At 69.8% G+C, this 20,225-nt stretch carries 14 protein-coding genes and 1 pseudogene; 4 read left to right on the top strand and 11 right to left on the bottom strand.

The annotated features are described in order from the left end of the window. Positions 1-74: 74 nt before the first annotated feature. From G4G93_RS28950 to G4G93_RS28935, 4 genes and pseudogenes are all read right to left on the bottom strand, one after another. Positions 75-827: an RNA-binding protein gene (locus G4G93_RS28950; RefSeq protein WP_165089776.1), complete on the bottom strand. Its 753-nt coding sequence runs from the start codon at positions 825-827 to the stop codon at positions 75-77. A 23-nt stretch (positions 828-850) separates the two neighbouring features. Further along, positions 851-2,560 (bottom strand): transcription termination factor NusA, encoded by a 1,710-nt coding sequence (nusA, locus tag G4G93_RS28945; RefSeq protein ID WP_165089773.1) that lies wholly within the window; start codon positions 2,558-2,560, stop codon positions 851-853. 60 nt (positions 2,561-2,620) lie between these two features. Beyond that, positions 2,621-3,223 (bottom strand): annotated as a pseudogene (gene rimP / locus G4G93_RS28940) (ribosome maturation factor RimP); the annotation flags it as partial. Positions 3,224-3,463: 240 nt separating this feature from the next. After that, positions 3,464-4,579, bottom strand: a complete 1,116-nt coding sequence (locus G4G93_RS28935) for an alkene reductase (protein ID WP_165089767.1) — start codon at positions 4,577-4,579, stop codon at positions 3,464-3,466. 129 nt (positions 4,580-4,708) lie between these two features. On the opposite strand from G4G93_RS28935, the gene G4G93_RS28930 reads away from it, so the two are divergent. Then, entirely contained in the window at positions 4,709-5,581 is an 873-nt protein-coding gene (locus G4G93_RS28930) for a LysR family transcriptional regulator (RefSeq protein WP_165089765.1), read from the top strand. A gap of 4 nt (positions 5,582-5,585) precedes the next feature. Here the strand turns inward: G4G93_RS28930 and urtE are convergent, their stop codons facing one another. The 5 genes from urtE to urtA all read right to left on the bottom strand — a co-directional run bounded on the left by urtE (position 5,586) and on the right by urtA (position 11,392). Next, the gene (gene urtE, locus G4G93_RS28925; protein ID WP_165089762.1) at positions 5,586-6,281 is read right to left on the bottom strand and encodes an urea ABC transporter ATP-binding subunit UrtE; all 696 of its coding nucleotides are present in this window, start codon (positions 6,279-6,281) and stop codon (positions 5,586-5,588) included. A 15-nt stretch (positions 6,282-6,296) separates the two neighbouring features. Next, a complete protein-coding gene (gene urtD / locus G4G93_RS28920) occupies positions 6,297-7,088 on the bottom strand; it encodes an urea ABC transporter ATP-binding protein UrtD (protein ID WP_165089760.1) in 792 nt (263 codons plus the stop codon). Beyond that, positions 7,085-8,221 carry an urea ABC transporter permease subunit UrtC gene (gene urtC, locus G4G93_RS28915; RefSeq protein ID WP_165089757.1) on the bottom strand — a complete coding sequence of 379 codons (1,137 nt, stop codon included), beginning with the start codon at positions 8,219-8,221 and terminating at the stop codon, positions 7,085-7,087. Before urtC ends, urtD begins: the two co-directional genes overlap by 4 nt. A 3-nt stretch (positions 8,222-8,224) precedes the next feature. Beyond that, positions 8,225-9,817, bottom strand: a complete 1,593-nt coding sequence (urtB, locus tag G4G93_RS28910) for an urea ABC transporter permease subunit UrtB (RefSeq protein WP_165089754.1) — start codon at positions 9,815-9,817, stop codon at positions 8,225-8,227. A gap of 282 nt (positions 9,818-10,099) precedes the next feature. Beyond that, on the bottom strand, positions 10,100-11,392 hold the full coding sequence (gene urtA, locus G4G93_RS28905; RefSeq protein ID WP_165089751.1) for an urea ABC transporter substrate-binding protein: 1,293 nt from the start codon (positions 11,390-11,392) through the stop codon (positions 10,100-10,102). A 261-nt stretch (positions 11,393-11,653) separates the two neighbouring features. Here urtA and G4G93_RS28900 point away from each other — a divergent pair, with 261 nt between their 5' ends. Beyond that, positions 11,654-13,318, top strand: coding sequence for an alpha-amylase family protein (locus G4G93_RS28900; RefSeq protein WP_165089748.1), 1,665 nt, complete (start codon positions 11,654-11,656; stop codon positions 13,316-13,318). A 140-nt stretch (positions 13,319-13,458) separates the two neighbouring features. Here G4G93_RS28900 and G4G93_RS28895 read toward each other — a convergent pair whose 3' ends face one another. Continuing rightward, positions 13,459-13,716, bottom strand: a complete 258-nt coding sequence (locus tag G4G93_RS28895; protein ID WP_246737086.1) for a helix-turn-helix domain-containing protein — start codon at positions 13,714-13,716, stop codon at positions 13,459-13,461. A 455-nt stretch (positions 13,717-14,171) separates the two neighbouring features. After that, positions 14,172-15,212 (bottom strand): cysteine synthase A, encoded by a 1,041-nt coding sequence (locus G4G93_RS28890; protein ID WP_165089743.1) that lies wholly within the window; start codon positions 15,210-15,212, stop codon positions 14,172-14,174. Positions 15,213-15,423: 211 nt separating this feature from the next. On the opposite strand from G4G93_RS28890, the gene G4G93_RS28885 reads away from it, so the two are divergent. Next, positions 15,424-18,918 carry an indolepyruvate ferredoxin oxidoreductase family protein gene (locus G4G93_RS28885; protein ID WP_165089740.1) on the top strand — a complete coding sequence of 1,165 codons (3,495 nt, stop codon included), beginning with the start codon at positions 15,424-15,426 and terminating at the stop codon, positions 18,916-18,918. Positions 18,919-19,040: 122 nt separating this feature from the next. Beyond that, positions 19,041-19,922 (top strand): DUF1989 domain-containing protein, encoded by an 882-nt coding sequence (locus G4G93_RS28880; protein ID WP_165089736.1) that lies wholly within the window; start codon positions 19,041-19,043, stop codon positions 19,920-19,922. The last annotated feature ends 303 nt before the right edge of the window (positions 19,923-20,225 follow it).

The raw sequence follows: 20,225 nt of genomic DNA, 5'->3' as shown, positions 1-20,225 counted from the left end.
CACCCGCCAACCGGGCCGATCCCATTCGATTCACTCAACCACCGGCCTCCGGGGGACCGGTCCGCAACGATGGGTCAACCATCCTGGACAGCATCCGGGAGAGCCGCGTCGGAGCCCGAGGGTTCCGTTCCGGCCGTTCCCGGCGGCGTCGCCTCGTCGCGAAAGACGTGGAGCCGACGCCAACGCGCGAGCAAGCCGGCAGTGCCAGCTCCCGCGACGAGGGCAGCGTGTATCACATGATCCCGGCCCAAGGCCATGTCCAATTCTTCACCGGACAGGTCGTCGATCACCGGGATCCTCGATATGGCATCGCCGTAGCGCCTCCGCAATGCCTGGGCGAGCTTGCGCCGGCCATCGGCACTCGCGTCGCTGGCATGGACCAGGGCCTTGACGCCGGCGGGCGTCTCCACCGCGCTCTCCACCTTGGTGAAGCCGGTGACGACGCAGCCCGCCTTGTTGGCCAGCGAAAAACCCTGGCGCAGGTCGTCGCGCAACCCCGCCTCGATCACATCCGCGAGATCGGGTGCCGCCACGGCATCCTTCTGCTTGAAGGCGCGCTGGAACAGCCGCCTCTTCACCGCTTCCGTGACCGCCGTCCGGGTCGCCGTGACCCAGGCGCCGCGGCCGGGAAGCCGGGCGCGCAGGTCCGGCACCACCCGGCCGTCGGGAGCCAGCGCGAAGCGGATCATCCGCTCGGGGTTGCCGGCCTTGCGCGTGACCAGGCAGGTGCGCTCCGCGTTGGCGCGGCCGCGCCCGGCGCCGGCGTCGAGGACGTCCGGCGGCAGCGCATCCGCGTCCTGCGTGTCGTCCTGCATGGTCGCACTCATCACTCGACGCTCCCCTCCCCGCCTCAGGTCGGCTGGCGCTCGGCCGTCGCGGCGGCGTCCTCCTCGACCGGCACGGTCTCGGATTCCTCGCCCTCGGCATGCCCGGCCCCGGCGTCCTCACCCTCGGATTCCTCGACTTCGGAATCCTGGTCCTCGTCGCCCTCCGGCATCTCCTCGACCGGGGGCGCCTCGACCCAGCCGGCATGGACGCGGGCGGCCATGATCATCGCCTCGGCCTCGGCGCGGGAGATCTCGAACCCGTCGAGGTAGCCGGCATGGCGCACCGCCTCGGGCCCGCGGCCTTCGGTGTAGCCGACGAGGTCGTCGGTGGCGCAGCCGGCGAGGTCCTCGACGCTCTTCACGTCGTTCTCGCCCAGGGCCACCATCATCGGGGTGGTGATGCCGTCGATGTCGCGCAGCTCGTCCGCGACGCCGAGCTCGATGCGGCGGGCGTCGTTCTCGGCCTCGATGCGGTTGAGGTAATCGAGCGCGCGGGCCTGGATCTCGGCGCCGGTCTCTTCGTCGAGGCCCTGGATGTTGGCGAGTTCCGTCGGCTCGACATAGGCGATCTCCTCGACGGAGCGGAACCCTTCCGCGGCGAGGAGCTGGCCCACCGTCTCGTCGACGTCGAGGGCCTGCATGAAGGTGTTGGTGCGCTCGACGAACTCCTTCTGCCGGCGCTCCGATTCCTCGGCCTCGGTCAGGATGTCGATGTCCCAGCCGGTGAGCTGGGAGGCGAGCCGCACGTTCTGGCCGCGCCGGCCGATGGCGAGCGACAGCTGGTCGTCGGGCACCACCACCTCGATGCGGTCGGCCTCCTCGTCGAGCACCACCTTGACCACCTCGGCCGGCTGGAGCGCGTTGACGATGAAGGTCGCCTGGTCCTGCGACCACGGGATGATGTCGATCTTCTCGCCCTGCAACTCGCCGACGACCGCCTGGACGCGGCTGCCGCGCATGCCGACGCAGGCGCCGACCGGGTCGATCGAGGAATCGCGCGAGATCACCGCGATCTTGGCGCGCGAGCCCGGATCGCGGGCGACCGCCTTCACCTCGACGATGCCGTCGTAGATCTCCGGCACTTCCTGGCCGAAGAGCTTGGCCATGAATTGCGGGTGCGAGCGCGAGAGGAAGATCTGCGGCCCGCGCACCTCGTGGCGGACGTCGAACAGGTAGGCGCGGATGCGGTCGCCGGGGCGAAAGGTCTCGCGCGGGATCGACTCGTCACGGCGCACGATGCCCTCGCCGCGGCCGAGATCGACGATGACGTTGCCGTACTCGACGCGCTTGACGAGGCCGTTGACGACCTCGCCGATGCGGTCCTTGTACTCGTCGTACTGGCGCTCGCGCTCGGCCTCGCGGACCTTCTGGACGATCACCTGCTTGGCCGACTGGGCGGCGACGCGGCCGAAATCGAACGGCGGCAGGGTATCGGAGATCACGTCGCCGACCTGGGCGGCCGGGTTGTGCCGGCGCGCGGCGACGAGGTCGATCTCGCGGGCATCGTTCTCGACCTCGTCCACCACCAGGAGGTGGCGCGACAGGCGCAGCGCGCCCGTGCGGGGATCGATCTCGGCATGCACGTCGGTCTCGGCGCCGTAGCGCGAGCGGGCGGCCTTGGCGATCGCCTCTTCCATGGCGCCGATCACGATGGCGCGGTCGATCACCTTCTCGCGGGCGACCGCGTCGGCGATCTGGAGGAGTTCGAGCCTGTTGGCGCTGACGACGGCCATCGGTTCAGTCCTTCCTGGTTGGGATCTCTGACGGTGTCTTTAGTGGGTGACGGGCGGGGCGGCGCCCTCGTCCACGTCGTCCTCATCGTCGGCGTCGTCCTGCGGCGGGGCCGAGCCGCGCCGCAGCGACTCGCGCACCAGCTCGTCGGTGAGGACGAGGTGGGCCTCGCCGATGTCGCGCAGTTTCAGGTCGTAGGAGGACGGCAGGCCCTCCTTGGCGTCGGGCAGCTCGATGCGGACGGTGTCTCCTTGCGGCGCCCGGATGATGCCGCGGAAGCGCTTGCGGCCGTCGAGCGGCATCGCCAGCTCGACCTTGGCCTCGTAGCCGGCCCAACGGGCGAAGTCGCCGGCCCGGACCAGCGGCCGGTCGATGCCCGGCGAGGAGATCTCGAGGTAGTAGGCGCCGCCGATCGGGTCGTCGACGTCGAGGATCGGCGAGATCGTGCGGCTGACGGTCTCGCACTCGTCGACCGACATCGTGCCGTCCGGCCGCTCGACCATGATCTGCACGGTGCAGCCGTTCTGGCTGGAGACCTTCACCCGCACGAGTCGGAAGCCGAGGCCCTCGATGGCGGGCTCGATGATCTGCGCCACCCGGGCGGCCACACCGGTCTCGGTGATCAAGCGCTTCTCGGCCGGGTTCTGGTCTGGGGCGTCGGTCATGGGTCGTGAGAGCCGTGGAGCGGTCCCGTGAGGGAAGGCAATCTGGCGTTCGGCTCGCGCCCGGGGAGGCTTGCGGCAATAAAAAAGAGCGGGCCCCGAGGGACCCACTCCCGCACCGCAGCCTCATCAGCCACGAACAGAACTGTTACCGCGGAGATAATCCGGGACAGCACGAAATGCAAGGCGGTCGGCGACGAGTCCACCCGGCACCTCCCGCCCGGCGCCGGGCGCGACGGCTTTTTAGTCCGCGAGCGCCGGGTAGTCGGTGTAGCCGCCCGCGTCGCCGCCGTAGAACGTCGAACGGTCGTAGCGGTTGAGCGGGGCGCCCCGGCGCAGGCGCTCGGCGAGATCGGGATTGGCGATGAACAGGCGCCCGAAGGCGATGGCGTCGGCCCGGCCCTCGGCGATCGCCGCGTCGGCGGTGTCGCGCACGTAGCCGCCGGCGGAGATCACCTTGCCGCCGAAGGCCGCCTTCACCCGTGCGGCGGCGTCGGGCGCGTCGGGGTCGAGGGCGTTGACGTCGCTGCTCTGGTCGGCGCGGGGCTCGACCACGTGGAGATAGGCGAGGCCCCGTGTGCCGAGCTCGGCGGCGACGTGGTCGAACAGGGCGCCGGGATCGCTGTCGCGCATGGCGTTGAAGCTGCCCCAGGGTGAGAGCCGCACGCCGATCCGGTCGGCGCTCCAGGCCTGCGCCGCGGCATCGACCACCTCGAGCAGCAGCCGCGCCCGGTTGGCGATCGGGCCGCCGTAGCTGTCGGTGCGGGCGTTGACCCCGTCCTGCAGGAACTGGTCGAGCAGGTAGCCGTTCGCCGAGTGGATCTCGACCGCGTCGAAGCCGGCGGCCCGGGCGTTGCGCACGGCCTGCGCGAAGCCCGCGACGATGCCGGGGATCTCGGATTCCTCCAGCGCCCGCGGCGTCTCGAACGGCACCGGCCGGAAGCTCGCGTCCATGTGGCCCATGCCGGTCACCGGCCGGGCCGAGGAGGAGACCGGAACCGCGCCGCCGGGCTGCATCGAGGAATGCGAGACGCGTCCGGTGTGCCAGATCTGCGCCGCGACCAGCCCGCCGCGGGCATGGATCGCCTCGGTGACGCCGCGCCAGCCGGCGATCTGCTCCTCGCTGTAGAGGCCTGGCGCGCCCGGATAGCCGCGGGCCTGCTCGCCGATGTCGGTCGCCTCGGTGATGATGAGGCCGCCGCGGCTGGCGCGCTGGCCGTAATAGGTCGCGTTCAGCGGGACCGGCACGTCGCCGGGGCGGCGGGCGCGCAGGCGCGTCAGCGGCGCCATCACGACGCGGTGGGCGAGCGACAGGGCGCCGAGCTGGACGGGCTGAAACAGGGGCTCTTCAAGCGACACGGGTGGGTTCTCCGGGCGTGATGGGGCCGAGATGGCCGATCGCGCGCCGGCGGTGTAGTGCCGGGCCGGAGGAGCCGTCTTAACGGGAAGCGTTACAATCGACGAAGACTTGTGAGGAGACGACCCGCGATGGACACCCGCGACCTCGCGGTGCTGGCGGCGGCGGCGGGCGCCGGTAGCCTCTCGGCGGCGGCGCGCCGCCTCGGCCTGACCCCGATGGCGGCCTCGCGCCGCCTCGCCGCCCTGGAGCGGGATTGCGGCGCCCGCCCCCTGCACCGCACCACCCGCTCGGTCTCGCTCACCGCGGAGAGCGAGGCGCTGCTGCCCTACGCCCAGGCGATGCTGGAAGCCGAGGAGGCCGCCCGCGCCGCCCTCGCCCCCGGCCAGCTCTGCGCCACCGGCTTGCTGCGGGCGACGGCGCCGGCCGCCTTCGGGCGCAAGGTGGTGGTGCCGCTGATGCCGGAGCTGCTCGCCGCCCAGCCGGGCCTGCGGATCGACCTGCAGCTGTCCGACGCGGTGGTCGACATCGTCGGCGAGGGGTTCGACGTCGCCATCCGGATCGCGCCTTTGCGGGATTCCGGGCTGATCGCCCGGCGGCTCGCCCCCAACCCGCGCCTGCTCTGTGCGAGCCCGGCCTACCTCGCCGCGCGGGGCGCGCCAGCCGGCCTCGCCGACCTCGCGGCCCACGACTGCGTGCGGCTGACCGGCGTGACGCATTGGCCGTTCCGCTCGGGCAGCCAATCCCGCAACGTGCGGATCGAGGGGCGCTTCACGTCGAGCAGCATCGAGGGGGTGCACGAGGCCTGCCGGCGCGGGCTCGGCCTCGCGCTCCTGTCGTACTGGGACGTGAAGGACGAGTTGGCGGCGGGGCGCCTCGCCAGCGTCGAGCTCGGCGATGCCGAGCCGCAGGACCTGTCGATCTGGGCCCTCTATCCGACGGCGCGCTACGCGCCGCCGAAGCTGCGGGTGTTCCTGGCAGCCCTGGAGCGGGAATTGGCGTGAGGGATCACACAGACAGCCAGCGCCTGACCTGCGCCTCGACCATCCCCGAGCGCGGCCCCGCCTCGACCACCTGCCCGCGATCCATCACCGCGTAGGTGTCGCAGAGGTCGCGGGCCCATTCGAAATACTGCTCGACCAGGACGATCGCCATGTCGCCTTTGCCGCGGAGATAGTCGATCGCCCGGCCGATATCCTTGATGATCGAGGGCTGGATGCCTTCCGTGGGCTCGTCGAGGACGAGGACGCGGGGGCGCGTCACCAGGGCGCGGCCGATGGCGAGCTGCTGCTGCTGGCCGCCCGAGAGGTCGCCGCCGCGCCGCCCCAGCATGTCCTTGAGCACCGGGAACAGGTCGTAGATCTCGGCCTGCACGTAGCGGTCGCGGCGCTTCAAAGGCGCGAAGCCGGTCTCAAGGTTCTCCTTGACGGTCAGCAGCGGGAAGATCTCGCGCCCCTGCGGCACGAAGGCGATGCCCTGGCGGGCGCGGTCGTAGGGGGCGAGCCGGCTGATGTCGCGGCCGTCGAGCTTGACCGCGCCCTTCGACACCGGCTGCTGGCCGACGATGGCGCGCATCAGCGAGGTCTTGCCGACGCCGTTGCGGCCGAGCACCGCGGTGACCTTGCCGGGCTCGGCGGTCAGCGAGACGCCGCGCAGGGCCTGCGCCGCGCCGTAATGGAGATCGATGGTCTCGACGGAGAGCATGTCTAAAAAAGATCCTCAGCGGCCGAGATAGACCTCGACGACCCGCGGGTCGGCCGAGACGGAATCGATCGAGCCTTCAGCCAGGACCGCACCCTCGTGCAGGCAGGTGACGCGGCATTGCAGGGCGCGCACGAAGTGCATGTCGTGCTCGACCACGATCACCGCGTGGTCCTGGGCGATGCGGCGCAGGAGCGTCGCGGTCGCCTCGGTCTCGGCATCGGTCATGCCGGCCACCGGCTCGTCGACGAGGAGGAGCTTCGGGTCCTGCGCGAGCAGCATGCCGATCTCGAGCCACTGCTTCTGGCCGTGAGACAGATCGGCCGCCGGCCGGGCCCGGTGGGCGATGAGCCCCACCGTCTCCAGGATGGCGTCGATCTGCGCCCGCCCGACCCGGTTGCGCCAGCCGAACAGCGAGGCGGTCGCGGCGCGGGGCCCTTTCAGCGCCAGCAGGATGTTGTCGGCGACCGACTGGTTCTCGAACACCGTCGGCTTCTGGAACTTGCGGCCGATGCCGAGCTCGGCGATCGCCGCCTCGTCCATCCGGGTCAGGTCGTGTACGCCGTCATAGATCACCTGCCCGGTATCGGGCCGGGTCTTGCCGGTGATGCAATCCATCATCGTGGTCTTGCCGGCGCCATTCGGACCGATGATCGCCCGCATCTCGCCGGGCATCAGGGTCAGGGACAGGCCGCGCAGGGCCCGGTAGCCGTCGAACGTGACCTTGATGTCGTCGACGTAGAGCAGGGCCTGGGTGAGGCGCTTCTCGTGAACCGGGTCGGAGGGGGGCAGGGCGATCGCCGCGCTCATGATCCGCGGCCCTCCTCGGCCAGGGCGGGGGGGATGTCGGTGCTCACCTTGGGCCGGCGGGCGCCGAGGCGCTCGGCCAGGGTGCCGAGGATGCCCTTGGGCAGGAACAGGGTGACGACGACGAACAGGGCGCCCAGCGCGAACAGCCAGGCATCCGGCATGGCGCCGGTGAGCAGGGTCTTGGCGTAGTTGACCAGGACCGCCCCGAGGGCCGCGCCGACGAGGGTGCCGCGGCCGCCGACCGCGACCCAGATCACCGCCTCGATCGAGTTGGCGGGGGCGAATTCGGACGGGTTGATGATGCCGACCTGCGGCACGTAGAGGGCGCCGGCCACGCCCGCCATCATCGCCGAGACGGTGAAGGCCAGGACCTTGAAGTGGGCGGTGCGGTAGCCGAGGAACCGGGTGCGCGATTCGGCGTCGCGGATCGCGATCAGCACCTTGCCGAAGGCCGAGGTCGTCATGAAGCGGGCGACGAGGTAGGCGAGACCGAGCGCCAAAGCCGTCAGGACGAACAGGACGACGCGGGTGCCCTGCGCCTGGACGTTGAAGCCGAGGATGTCCTTGAAGTCGGTGAGGCCATTGTTGCCGCCGAGCCCCATGTCGTTGCGGAAGAAGGCGAGCATCAGCGCGAAGGTCATCGCCTGGGTGATGATCGACAGGTAGACGCCGGTCACCCGCGAGCGGAAGGCGAGCCAGCCGAACACGAAGGCGAGGATCCCCGGCACCAGCAGCACCATCACGGCGGCGAAGGGAAAGAGATCGAAGCCGTGCCAGTACCAGGGCAGGGACTTGTAGTTCAGGAACACCATGAAGTCGGGCAGGATCGGATTGCCGTAGACGCCGCGCGGGCCGATCTGGCGCATCAGGTACATGCCCATCGCGTAGCCGCCGAGCGCGAAGAACGCGCCGTGGCCGAGCGAGAGGATGCCGCAATAGCCCCAGACGAGATCGAGGCTCAGCGCCAGGATCGCATAGGCGAGGTACTTGCCCATCAGAGAGACGGCGTAGGTCGGCACGTGGAACGCCGAACCCGGCGCGGTGAGCAGGTTGAGGGCCGGCACCACGAGGCAGGCGAGCGCCAGGATGCCGAGGAAGATCCAGCCCGGCTTGTCGATGCGGGAGAGCAGCATGGGTCAGGCCTCCACCGCCCGGCCCTTGAGCGCGAACAGGCCGCGCGGCCGCTTCTGGATGAACAGGATGATGAACACGAGGAGCAGGATCTTTCCGAGCACCGCGCCGGCATAGGGTTCGAGGAACTTGTTGGCGACGCCCAGCGTCAGCGCAGCCACCAGCGTGCCCCACAGGTTGCCGACACCGCCGAAGACCACGACCAGGAACGAATCGATGATGTAGCCCTGGCCGAGATTGGGCGAGACGTTGTCGATCTGCGACAGCGCCACGCCCGCCACACCGGCGATGCCGGAGCCGAGGCCGAAGGTGAAGGCGTCGATCCAGGGCGTGCGGATGCCCATGGCGGCGGCCATGCGGCGGTTCTGGGTGACGGCGCGGGTCTTCAGGCCGAACGACGTCGCCTTCAGGGTCAGGTTGAGGGCGACGAAGACGGCCAGCGCGAAGACCACGATCCACAGCCGGCCCCAGGTGATCGAGAGGCCGAACAGGTCGAAGGCGCCGGACATGTAGGAGGGCGCGCCGACCTCGCGGTTGGTCGGCCCGAAGACCGAGCGCACCGCCTGCTGGAGGATCAGGCTGATGCCCCAGGTGGCGAGCAGCGTCTCCAGCGGCCGTCCGTAGAGATGGCGGATGACGGTGCGCTCGATCAGGATGCCGACGGCGCCCGCAGTGAGGAAGGCGAGCGGGATCGCGATCGGCAGCGACCAGTCGAACAGGCCGGGGGCCTTCTGGCGGATCAGCTCCTGCACCAGGTAGGTGGTGTAGGCGCCGAGCATCACCATCTCGCCGTGCGCCATGTTGATGATGCCCATCACCCCGAAGGTGATGGCGAGCCCGATGGCGGCGAGGAGCAGCACCGAGCCCAGCGAGATGCCGTACCAGGCGTTCTGGACGTTCGCCATCAGGGCCTGGCGGGTCTCGATGCCTGAGACCCCGCGGGCGGCGGCGTCGCGCACGCTTTGGGCGGGATCGTTCGCGAGGCCGCGCAGGATGGCGAGGGCCTCCGAATCGCCGCGGGCCTGGATCGTGTCGACGGCGGCGAGCCGGTCGATCTCGGAGGCGCCACCGGGCTTGGCGAGGAGGGCCGCGGCGCGGGCCTCCTGCATGCTGCGCTTCACGCCCACGTCAGACTCGCGGGCGAGCGCGGTGTCGAGGGCCGGGAGCGCGGCGGCGTCGCGGGCCTTGAACACCGCGTCGGCGGCGCTCCGGCGGGTGGCGGTGTCGGGGGCGAGCAGGTTCAGGGTGCCGAGGCTTGCGTCGATCGCGCGCCGCAGCCGGTTGTTGACCCGCACCGGCTTGAAGCCGTCGGGGCTCACGGCGGCGCCGGTGCGCAGATCGGTGAGGGCCGCGCCGTCCTTGACGGCGAGCGCCTTGTCGTCCGGGCGGTAGAACAGGCGGTTGTCGATCAGCGCCCGCAGCACCGGCCCGGCCTTCGGGTCGCCGCTGGTGGCGAGCGCGGCGATGCCGGCCTCGATGTCGGCATAGCTGTCGCTGGCCAGCCGGGCATAGGCGGCGTCGGACCCGGTCTGCGCGGCGGCGGGCAGGGCCCAGACGGCGTACCAGGCGACGAGGAGAAGGACGAGGCAGCGGCGCATACAGGGTGTGTCCGAGGCAAGGTGCCAGAATTCCCCTCTCCCGTGTGAGCTGGCGCGGCCACACACCACGTTCGAGAGCGCTCAACCTTGAATGTCGCACGCCTCCCCTCCCCACGACTTGCAGCGATACCGGGCAAGCCCGAGATCGCCCGGGGAGAGAAAAGCACGTGCATTTACAATGAGTTGAGCTTCAGAAGCGAAGTACGGGTCCACAAGCCCGTTCGGAAGAGAGGTCCCGTGTCGGGTGGGCGAGCGCCGTAGCGCCCGCCGATGGTCAAGCGCTTACGCGCCGCCGCACTTACCGGTCTTGGTGTTGTAGTTGCCGCACTTGAGCTTGACCCAGTCGGCCTCGAGGTCCTTCGAGCCTTCCAGCTGCTTCGACCACGCCTCGCCGGGGATCAGGTCCTTGGTCTTCCACACCACGTCGAACTGGCCGTTCGCCTCGATCTCGCCGATGAAGACCGGCTTGGTGATGTGGTGGTTGGGCAGCATCTTGGCGGTGCCGCCGGTGAGGTTCGCCTGCTCGATGCCGGGCAGCGCGTCGATCACCTTGTCGGGAGCGGTGGTGCCGGCCTTCTCGACCGCCTTCACCCACATGTTGAAGCCGATGTAGCTCGCTTCCATCGGGTCGTTGGTGACGGCCTTGGGGTTCTTCTTGAACTCCTGCCACTTCTTGATGAACGCCTCGTTCTCCGGCGTCTTGATCGACTCGAAGTAGTTCCACGCGGCGAGGTTGCCGACGAGCGGCTTGGTGTCGATGCCGGCCAGCTCCTCCTCGCCGACCGAGAAGGCCATCACCGGGATGTCGGTGGCCTTGATGCCCTGGTTGCCGAGTTCCTTGTAGAACGGCACGTTGGCGTCGCCGTTGACGGTCGAGACCACGGCGGTCTTCTTGCCGGCCGAGCCGAACGCCTTGATCTTCGACACCTCCGTCTGCCAGTCCGAGAAGCCGAACGGGGTGTAGTTGATCATGATGTCCTCGTCCTTCACCCCCTTGGACTTGAGGTAGGCTTCGAGGATCTTGTTGGTGGTGCGCGGGTAGACGTAATCCGTGCCCTCCAGCACCCAGCGCTTGGTGCTGCCGCCATCCTCCGACATCAGGTAGTCGACGGCCGGGATCGCCTGCTGGTTCGGCGCCGCGCCGGTATAGAACACGTTGCGCTCGCTCTCCTCGCCCTCGTACTGGACGGGGTAGAACAGGATGTTGTTGAGTTCCTTGAAGACCGGCAGCACCGACTTGCGCGACACGCTGGTCCAGCAGCCGAACACGGCGGCGACCTTGTCCTTCGCGATCAGCTCGCGCGCCTTCTCGGCGAAGAGCGGCCAGTTCGAGGCCGGGTCGACCACCACCGCCTCGAGCTTCTTGCCGAGGACGCCACCCTTCTTGTTCTGCTCGTCGATGAGCATCAGCATGACGTCTTTGAGCGTCGTCTCGGAAATCGCCATCGTGCCCGAGAGCGAGTGCAGGATGCCGACCTTGATGGTCTCCTGCGCCGAAGCGACCGTGGTCGTCAGCGTGCCGAGCGCCAACCCGCCCGCGACCGCGGCGCGCGAGAGCCAACCCTTCCACGTCATGTTCATCGTCTCCCTGGGCCGGTGCGGCCGGACGACCGTTCCGCAAGGCGCGTGCCAAGGGATTTCTCGAAAAGGTTCCCGCGGGATCGGGCTCAAATTCTAAGCATCAGCCGGATTTCGGGGCCGTCTGCCCGCTTTTCGCCAGCCTCCCTGCCCGCCGCGGCGCCATTCTGCCTAAGCCGACGCCAAGGCTACGCTTGGGCCGATCCTGTCCTAGTTGTTCGCACGGACCGCTACGGTCGAGGGTTGAGGAGAGCCGGGGTGATCGAGGACCTCTGGTACAAGAACGCGGTGATCTACTGCCTCTCGGTCGGCTCCTTCATGGATGCCAACGGCGACGGCATCGGCGATTTCGAGGGACTGGAACGGCGCCTCGATTATCTGCTCGGGCTCGGGGTGACGGCGATCTGGCTGCACCCGTTCCAGCCCTCGCCGAACCGCGACCACGGCTACGACATCGCCGACTATTACAGCGTCGATCCGCGCTACGGCACGCTCGGCGACTTCGTCGCCTTCACGCATGCCGCCAAGCAGCGGGGCATGCGGGTGCTGATCGACCTCGTGGTCAACCACACCTCCGACCAGCATCCGTGGTTCAAGGAAGCCCGCGCAAATCCCGATGCCCGCACCCGCGACTGGTACGTCTGGTCGAAGACGAAGCCGCCGCATGCCGACGAGGGCATGGTGTTCCCGGGCGTGCAGAAGAGCACCTGGACCTACGACAAGGAAGCCAAGCTCTGGTACTTCCACCGCTTATACGAATTCCAGCCCGACCTCAACACCGCCAACCCCCACGTCCAGGCCGAGATCCTGAAGATCATGGGATTCTGGATCCAGCTCGGCGTGTCGGGCTTCCGGATGGATGCGGTGCCGTTCGTGATCGCCGAGAAGGGGCCGGAGGTCTCCGGGGAACCGCGCGAGCAGTTCGAGCTCCTGCGCCTGTTCCGCGAGTTCCTGCAATGGCGCCAGGGCGACGCCATCATCCTGGCCGAGGCCAACATCCTGCCGCGCCAGGACCTCGACTATTTCGGCGACGACGCCGACCGCATGCACATGATGTTCAACTTCCAGGTCAACCAGGCCCTGTTCTACGCGCTCGCCTCGGCCGATTCGCGCCCGCTGGCGAAGGCGCTGGAGAAGACCTGGAACCGCCCGCCCTCAGGCCAATGGGCGATCTTCCTGCGCAACCACGACGAGCTGGATCTCGGCCGGCTGACCGAGAAGCAGCGCCAGACGGTGTTCCAGGCCTTCGGCCCCGAGCCCGACATGCAGCTCTACGGCCGCGGGATCCGCCGGCGCCTCGCGCCGATGCTCGGCGGCGACCGGCGCCGGATCGAGCTCGCCTACAGCCTGATGTTCACCCTGCCGGGCACGCCGGTGCTGCGCTACGGCGACGAGATCGGCATGGGTGACGACCTCTCGCTGCCCGAGCGCGACTGCGCCCGCACGCCGATGCAGTGGTCGCACGAGCCGCATGGCGGCTTCACGCTCAACGACGAGCCGGAATCGCCGCCGATTCACGAAGGCCCCTACGCCTTCACCCACGTCAACGCGGCGGCGCAGCGCTGCGCGCCGGAATCGCTCCTCAACTGGATGGAGCGCATCATCCGCATGCGCAAGGAGGTGCCGGAGATCGGCTGGGGCGACTTCACGGTCATCGAGACCGGCCATCCCGGCGTGCTGGCTTTGCGCTACGACTGGCGCAACAACTCGGTCCTGTGCCTGCACAACCTCCAGGCCGAGCCGCGCGAGGTCAGCTTCGCCACCGGCCTCGACGGCGACGGCCGCAACCTGATCGACCTCCTCACCGGCCAGCGCAGCCTCGCCGACGACGACGGCCGGCATTGCGTGCTGATGGAGGGGTACGGGTACCGGTGGTACCGGGTGGGAGGGCTGGATTACCTGCTGCGGCGGAGCGAGATCTGAGGACCCGTTTCCGTCGTCCCCTCGTCTGTCACCTCGTCGAGCCCGACACCTCCGGGTCGTTCCGGGGCCGCGCAGCGGAGCCCGGAACGACCCGGAGGGGTGCGAGACCGGATGCGGAACCGCGAAGCAGCGCTGCCCCCTCAGGCTCCCACCTCCGCCGGCACGCCCAGCCCGGCCTCCTCCGGCGAGAACTCCCCCTCCGGCCAGTCGGACCAGACGACGTCGCGGTAGATCGGCAGGCAGACGCCGATCCGCTTGTATTCCGCGATCCGGTTGCGGACCGTGCGGACCGAGACGCCGAGCATCTTGGCGGCGTGGGTGCGGTTGCCGCGGCAACGGATGAGCGTCTCGATGACGAGCTTGCGCTCGGCCTCGGCGAGGGTGGTCGCTGGCGCCATGCGGCGTTCCTCCTGGTGACGAAAGCCCCGGGTTCTGCTTGTTTTCGTGACCGGGAAAAGCTGCGCAATCATGGTTAACAAGTCGTTAACGGCAGCATCGACCGAAATCGGTATCGCCCTATGCTTGAGGTGAAGGACGCAGATCGGCCGGCAATACAATGATCCCGGCGCGATCAGCGGGAGTTGTCGGCGGGAGGAACGCCGTCCCGCGGCGGCATTCGGGACCGCAAGGGCGGTCCCGTGGAATTCCGTGCCGCCGCCGGCCCATGACGAGACGGGTCGAGCCCGGGTGTTATTCCTTGGCCCGCCCGGCGAAACCGCATGGCCGGCCGACGGCGACCGCCCTCCCGGGGTGGCGGAACGAGGACACCGCGCCGCTCATCCCGGCCTCACCTCCGCCGCGCCGGCGACAGATCTTGCTCCCGGGCACGCCCGGGAAAAGTTCGCGCGGGCGCTCACGACCCCGTCGGTACCAGCCCCGGATCGATCGCCCGCGGGCTGGCGAGCCAGTGCGGCACCGGCAGGTCGCGGGCGCGCAGGAAGCCGGGATCGAACAGCTTCGAGGCGTAGCGGGTGCCGTAATCGCACAGGATCGTCACGACGGTGTGACCCGGGCCGAGATGGCGGGCGAGCCGGATCGCCCCCGCCACGTTGATGCCCGACGAGCCGCCGAGGCACAGGCCCTCCTCCTCCAGGAGGCCGAAGACCAGCGGCAGCGCCTCGGCGTCGGGGATGCCGAAGGAGATGTCGGGCCTGAAACCCTCGAGGTTGCCGGTGATGCGCCCCTGGCCGATCCCCTCGGTGATCGAGTTGCCCGAGGCCTTGAGCTCGCCGGTGGCGTAGTACGGGTGCAGGGCCGAGCCGTCCGGGTCGGCGAGCCCGATCGTCACCCCGGGATGGCGGGCGCGAAGCGCCGCCGCTGTGCCGGCGAGCGTGCCGCCGGTGCCGGCCGCGCAGATGAAGCCGTCGACCTTCCCCCCGGTCGCCTCCCAGATCTCCGGTCCGGTGGTGGCGATGTGGGCCTCGCGGTTGGCGGTATTGTCGAACTGGTCGGCGAAGAAGGCGCCGCCGGGCTCGGTGGTGGAGAGCCGCGCGGCGAGGCGGCCTGCGACCTTCACGTAGTTGTTGGGGTTGGAGAACGGCACCGCCGGCACCTCGACGAGGTCGGCCCCGGCGAGCCTGAGCGCCAGCTTCTTCTCCGCCGACTGCGTGTCGGGGATCACGATCACGGTGCGGTAGCCCCGCGCCGCGCCGACGAGGGCGAGCCCGATGCCGGTATTGCCCGCCGTGCCCTCCACGATGGTGCCGCCCGGCCGCAAGGTGCCGGCGCGCTCGGCCGCCTCGACCATCGACAGGGCGGCCCGGTCCTTCACCGACTGGCCGGGATTCAGGAACTCGGCCTTGCCCAGGATGGTGCAGCCGGTCTCCTCGGAGGCGCGCTTGAGGCGGATCAAGGGCGTGCCGCCGATCGCGGCGAGGATGTCGGGGCGGATCATCGCGAAGCTATCCGGTCGAGGCGGGCGCGGGCCCGCAGGGTGTGCGGTGATGCCGCGAAACCGGATAGGCGGCAAGGCTCGCCTGCCTGGAATGCCTCCAGGCCGCGTTGACGCCCGCCCCCGGAAATGTCAGCCTTCCTGACTTAATCGGCGTGGTCCCGAGAGGCCGGTGAAACCGGCCCGCACCGCGCGAGGAGGAGAGGAACACGCGATGGGTTCGCCCGCGACCACCCCGTCCCTTCGGCCGGTCAGCCTCGACGACAAGTACGATCTCTCCCGCGACCAGGTCTTCGTCACCGGCACCCAGGCGGTGATCCGGATGCTCTTGATGCAGCAGGCCCGCGACCGGGCGGCGGGGCTCAACACCGCGGGCTTCGTGTCGGGGTATCGCGGCTCGCCGATCGGCGGACTCGACCAGAACCTGGTGCGGGCGAAGAAGGTCCTGGATCAAGCCGGCATCGTGTTCCAGCCCGGCCTCAACGAGGAGCTGGCCGCCACCGCGATCTGGGGGGCGCAGCAGGCCGAGATGCGGGGCGAGGGCCGCTACGACGGCGTGTTCGGCCTCTGGTACGGCAAGGGACCCGGCGTCGACCGCTCCGGCGACGTGTTCCGCCACGCCAACATGGCCGGCACCTCGCGCCACGGCGGCGTGCTGGCGCTGATGGGCGACGACCACACGGCGGAATCCTCCACCGTGGCGCACCAGTCGGAGTTCCACTTCGTCGACGTCATGTCGCCGATCCTGAACCCGGCCGGCGTGCAGGAGATTCTGGATTACGGCCTCTACGGCTACGCGATGAGCCGCTATTGCGGCACCTGGGTCGCCTTCAAGTGCGTGAAGGAGAACATCGAATCGACCGCGAGCGTCGATGCGCGCCTCGACCGGGTGAAGATTCTTCTCCCCGACGATTTCCTGATGCCGCCGGGCGGGCTCAACATCCGCACGCCGGACGGCATCCTGGAGCAGGAGGCCCGCCTCCAGGACTTCAAGCGCGACGCCATGATGGCCTTCGTGCGCGCCAACAACCTCAACCGGATCGTGCTCTCGGGCGGGCGCCAGCCGAAGATCGGCATCATCACGGTCGGCAAATCCTATCTCGACGTGCGCCAGGCGATGGACGACCTCGGCCTCGACGAGGTCAAGGCCAACGACATGGGGCTTCGCCTCTACAAGGTCGCCTGCCCGTGGCCGCTGTCGCGTCGCGAACTCGCGGAGTTCGCGGACGGCCTCGACCTCGTGATGGTGGTGGAGGAGAAGCGCTCGCTGATCGAGGTGCAGCTGCGCGAGGAGCTGTACGGGTCGCGCCATCAGCCGGTCTGCATCGGCAAGCGCGACGAAGAAGGCCGCTGGCTCTTCCCGGTGAAGGGCGCGCTCGATCCGAACGACATCGCGGTGGCGCTGGGCGAGCGGCTGCTGCGCTACCACCGCAACGACGACCTCGCCGGCCGCGTCGCGCGCCTCAAGGGCGCGCAGGAGCGCCTGGCGCAGACCGCCGACATCGCGGCGCGGATCCCGCATTTCTGCGCCGGCTGCCCGCACAATTCCTCGACCAAGGTGCCGGAGGGCATGCGGGCCTATGCGGGCATCGGCTGCCACTACATGGCGCAGTGGATGGACCGCGAGACCGACGGCTTCACCCAGATGGGCGGCGAGGGCGCGAACTGGATCGGCGAGAACGCCTTCTCGACGCGCGGCCACGTCTTCCAGAATCTCGGCGACGGCACCTACAACCATTCGGGCTCGCTGGCCTTGCGCTGGGCCGTCGATACCGGCACCACCATCACCTACAAGATCCTGTTCAACGATGCCGTCGCGATGACCGGCGGCCAGCCGCACGAGGGCGGGCTCACCGTCGACCGCATCGCCGCCCAGGTGCGGGCGGAGGGCGTCGAGCGCATCGCGCTGGTCACCGACGAGCCGCACAAATATCCCTCGACGGTGACTTGGCCGCACGGGCTGACGATCCACCACCGCGACGAGCTGGATGCGGTGCAGCGGGAACTGGCCACCGTGCCGGGCGTCTCGGTGATGATCTACGACCAGACCTGCGCCTCCGAGAAGCGCCGCCGGCGCAAGCGCAACGCCTATCCGGACCCGGACAAGCGGGTCATCATCAACGAACTCGTCTGCGAGGGCTGCGGCGATTGCTCGGTGCAGTCGAACTGCGTCGCGGTGCAGCCGGTCGAGAACGAGTTCGGCCGCAAGCGCCGCATCGACCAGTCGGGCTGCAACAAGGACTTTTCCTGCGTGAAGGGCTTTTGCCCGTCCTTCGTGACGGTGCATGGCGCCAAGCCCCGCAGCAAGCCGGTGAACCTCCCGGCGGCGGCGAGCAAGGAGGCGCCGGATGCGGGCGTCCCCGAGCCGGTCGTCCCGGAGATCGCCGGGACCTACAACCTGATCGTCACCGGCGTCGGCGGCACCGGCGTGGTGACGATCGGGGCGATCCTCGGCATGGCGGCGCATCTCGAGGGCAAGGGCCTGGGCATGATCGACATGGCCGGCCTCGCCCAGAAGGGCGGGGCGGTGTTCAGCCACGTGCGGCTGGCCAACCGGCAGGAGGACATCCACGCGATCCGGGTCGGGGCCGGCGCCGCCGACTTGGTGCTCGGCTGCGACCTCGTGGTCAGCGGCAACCGCAAGGTGCTCTCGGCGATCGCCAAGGGCCGCACCCACCTCGTCGTCAACACCGCCGAGGTGATGCCGGGCGAGTTCACCCGCCGGCCCGACTTCTCCCTGCCGGCCGAGCGGATCAAGCGGGCGATCCGCGAGGCCGCCGGCGCGGAGAGCGCCGACTTCACCGACGCGACGAGCCTCGCGGTCTCGGTGCTCGGCAATGCGCTCGCCGCCAACATGTTCATGCTCGGCTATGCCTGGCAGCGCGGGCGGGTGCCGCTGTCGCGGGCCGCGCTCCTCAAGGCGATCGAGCTCAACCGCGAGGCGGTGGCGATGAACCTCGCGGCCTTCGCCTGGGGGCGGCGGGCCGCGGCGTCGCCAGAGACGATGCGGGCCGTCGAGGTCCCGGCCCCGGAGCTGGCGCCGGATCTCGACGGCGTCATCGCCAAGCGGGTCGCCTTCCTCACCGCCTACCAGGATGCGGCGTATGCCGAGCGCTACGCGAAGGCGGTCGCGGCCCTTCGGGCGCGGGAGGCGGCCGTGGTGCCCGGCCAGTCGGCGCTCGCGGAGGCCGCCGCCCGCTCGCTGTTCCGGCTCATGGCCTACAAGGACGAGTACGAGGTCGCGCGGCTCTACACCGACGGCAGCTTCAAGGCGCAAGTCGAGCGCACCTTCGAGGGCGAGGCCCTGCGCTACGAGTTCCACCTCGCGCCGCCGCTGCTGGCCCGGCGCGACCCCGCCACAGGCCGGCCGCGCAAGATGACCTTCGGGCCGTGGGTGATGAAGGCCTTCGGGGTGCTGGCCCGGATGAAGCGCTTGCGCGGCACCGCCCTCGATCCGTTCGGCTACACCCGGGAACGGCGCGAGGAGCGGCGGCTGGTGCAGGATTTCGAGGTCCTGCTGGCCGAGATCGCCCGCGACCTGACGCCGGCCAATCACGCGACGGCGGTGGGATTGGCCGGCCTGCCCCAGCGCATCCGGGGCTACGGACCGGTGAAGGCGAAGAACCTGGAGGCGGTGACGGCCGAGGAGGCGGCGTTGCTGGCGCGGTTCCGCAGCAAGGAGGCCCTCCTCGCGACGGCGGCGGAGTAGGGGCCGTTCTCCTCTCCCCGCGGGCGGGGAGAGGAGAACCCCGCGCCATGTTCCCGCTCGTTTGCCCCTCCCCTTCTCTTCTGCCACTCCTGGCGCCGCCACCTCACCAGGAGCAACCCGGCATGAAGGACTTTCCGGCCGCCTATCAGGTCAGCAAGGGCTCGGCCCTGTCGGTCGATCGGCCGTTCTACGAGCGGATCGCCGCCGAGACCGGCGGGCGCACCCTCGTCGAGAGCTTCACCCTCCCGATCCGCACCGGCCGGGCCTGGAGCGTGCCGGCGGGCCACGTCTTCCGCGTCGTGGCGCCGGAGGGGCCGCAGGTCGGCGACCTCAACATCTGGAACCGGCACGACCCGCGCGAGCGGCTGTGGGCGGCGCGCACCCGCCAGCTCCAGGGCGCCCATGTCACCACCTTCGACCGGCTGTGGTCGACCCTGCCGTTCCTGCGCCCGCTCGTCACCATCACGGCCGACACGCTGGCGAATTACGGCACCGACGAGTATGGCGGCCGGGTCCACGACCTGCTGGGAACCCGCTGCGATCCCTACGTCAACAAGCTGCTGACCGGCCAGGACTTCCACTTCCACTGCCACTCGAACCTGGTCCGCGCGGTGATGCCGTTCGGCCTGACCGAGTTCGACGTCCACGACGTGCTCAACGTGTTCCAGGTCACCGGCCTCAACCACGACGACATGTATTTCATGCGCGACTGCCCGGCGAAGCCCGGCGACTACCTCGAGTTCTTCGCCGAGATCGACCTGCTCTGCGCCCTCTCGACCTGTCCGGGCGGCGATCTCTCGGTGCCGCTCTGGGGGCCCGACGCCCGCGACCCGATCGAGGTCTGCCGGCCGCTCGCCGTCGAGGTCTACCGGCTGGCACCGGAGCTGACGGAGGGCTGGCAGAGCCCGGACGTGGCGCCCTATCGCGGCCAGCACGGGCTCCACGCCGAAAAGGGCTGGTGGGATGGGACAGCGGCAGGGCTTCCGCCAAGCGGGGGCCGGTGAGCCCCCCGGTCGCCGGGCCCCCCGAGACCAGGGTCGAGACGCCGCAACAGGCCGTCAGGTTGTCGCGGACCTGACGCACGGAGGCGCGCGGGCGGCGAGCCAGACGACGGCGAGCGGCACGCCGCCGGTGGCCAGGGCGGCAGCGACGGGTCCGCCTCGTGATACCGACGGTCTTTGAAAACGACCGTCGGTATCACGTCACCACGCGGCCCACGGCTACGATTCGTCAAGGGTGTCGGGCGCAAGCTTGTTCACGGAACGTCCCGTGGTGGCGGCGCAGCCGTTTCCCGGCTAAGAGGCTCC

The organism is Methylobacterium sp. DB0501, assembly GCF_011043735.1.
Lineage (GTDB): Bacteria > Pseudomonadota > Alphaproteobacteria > Rhizobiales > Beijerinckiaceae > Methylobacterium > Methylobacterium alsaeris.
This window is presented reverse-complemented; position numbering and strand designations above follow the sequence as displayed.